Source organism: Caballeronia sp. LZ043 (genome assembly GCF_031451075.1).
Classification (GTDB): Bacteria; Pseudomonadota; Gammaproteobacteria; order Burkholderiales; family Burkholderiaceae; genus Caballeronia.
In genome coordinates, this window is sequence record NZ_JARUXT010000074.1 from 1 (window position 1) to 426 (window position 426).

At 62.7% G+C, this 426-nt stretch carries 1 protein-coding gene; it reads left to right on the top strand.

Features of this window, described 5'->3' with window-relative positions; all coding sequences use genetic code 11:
• On the top strand, positions 1-426 hold a 426-nt coding region (locus tag QCE64_RS37875; RefSeq protein ID WP_310009532.1), incomplete at both ends, for a hypothetical protein.

Sequence of the window (426 nt, forward strand, 5' to 3'; positions counted from 1 at the left end):
CAGACGCAGCGGCGCGAGATGCGTGAATTGAACGGCGAGGTGTGTTATCGGCAGACGCTGAGCCATGAGTACGATGAGTCGGGATTGGCTCGCACGCTGTGCATCGATGCGCATGAACCGATCCGCTTCACGCATGATCTGGCGAGCCGCTTGAGCGGGATTGAGTTCGCGCCGGGACTCGATCATGCGTTCAGCTACGACAGCGCAGGGCGCCTTGCGCGACAGACCGCGCGGCGTGCGGGGCATCGCGAGACGCATATCGGGTATGACTATGACGTCAGCGGGAACCTGGTCACTCGCAGCGATAGCCGGTTGGGGGTGGATCGCTATCGATACGATCCGCTGGGCCGGATCGTCGAGCATACGGATCCGGGACAGCGGCTGCGTCGGTATGTGTATGACGCGCAAGGCGATCGGTTCTCGCAG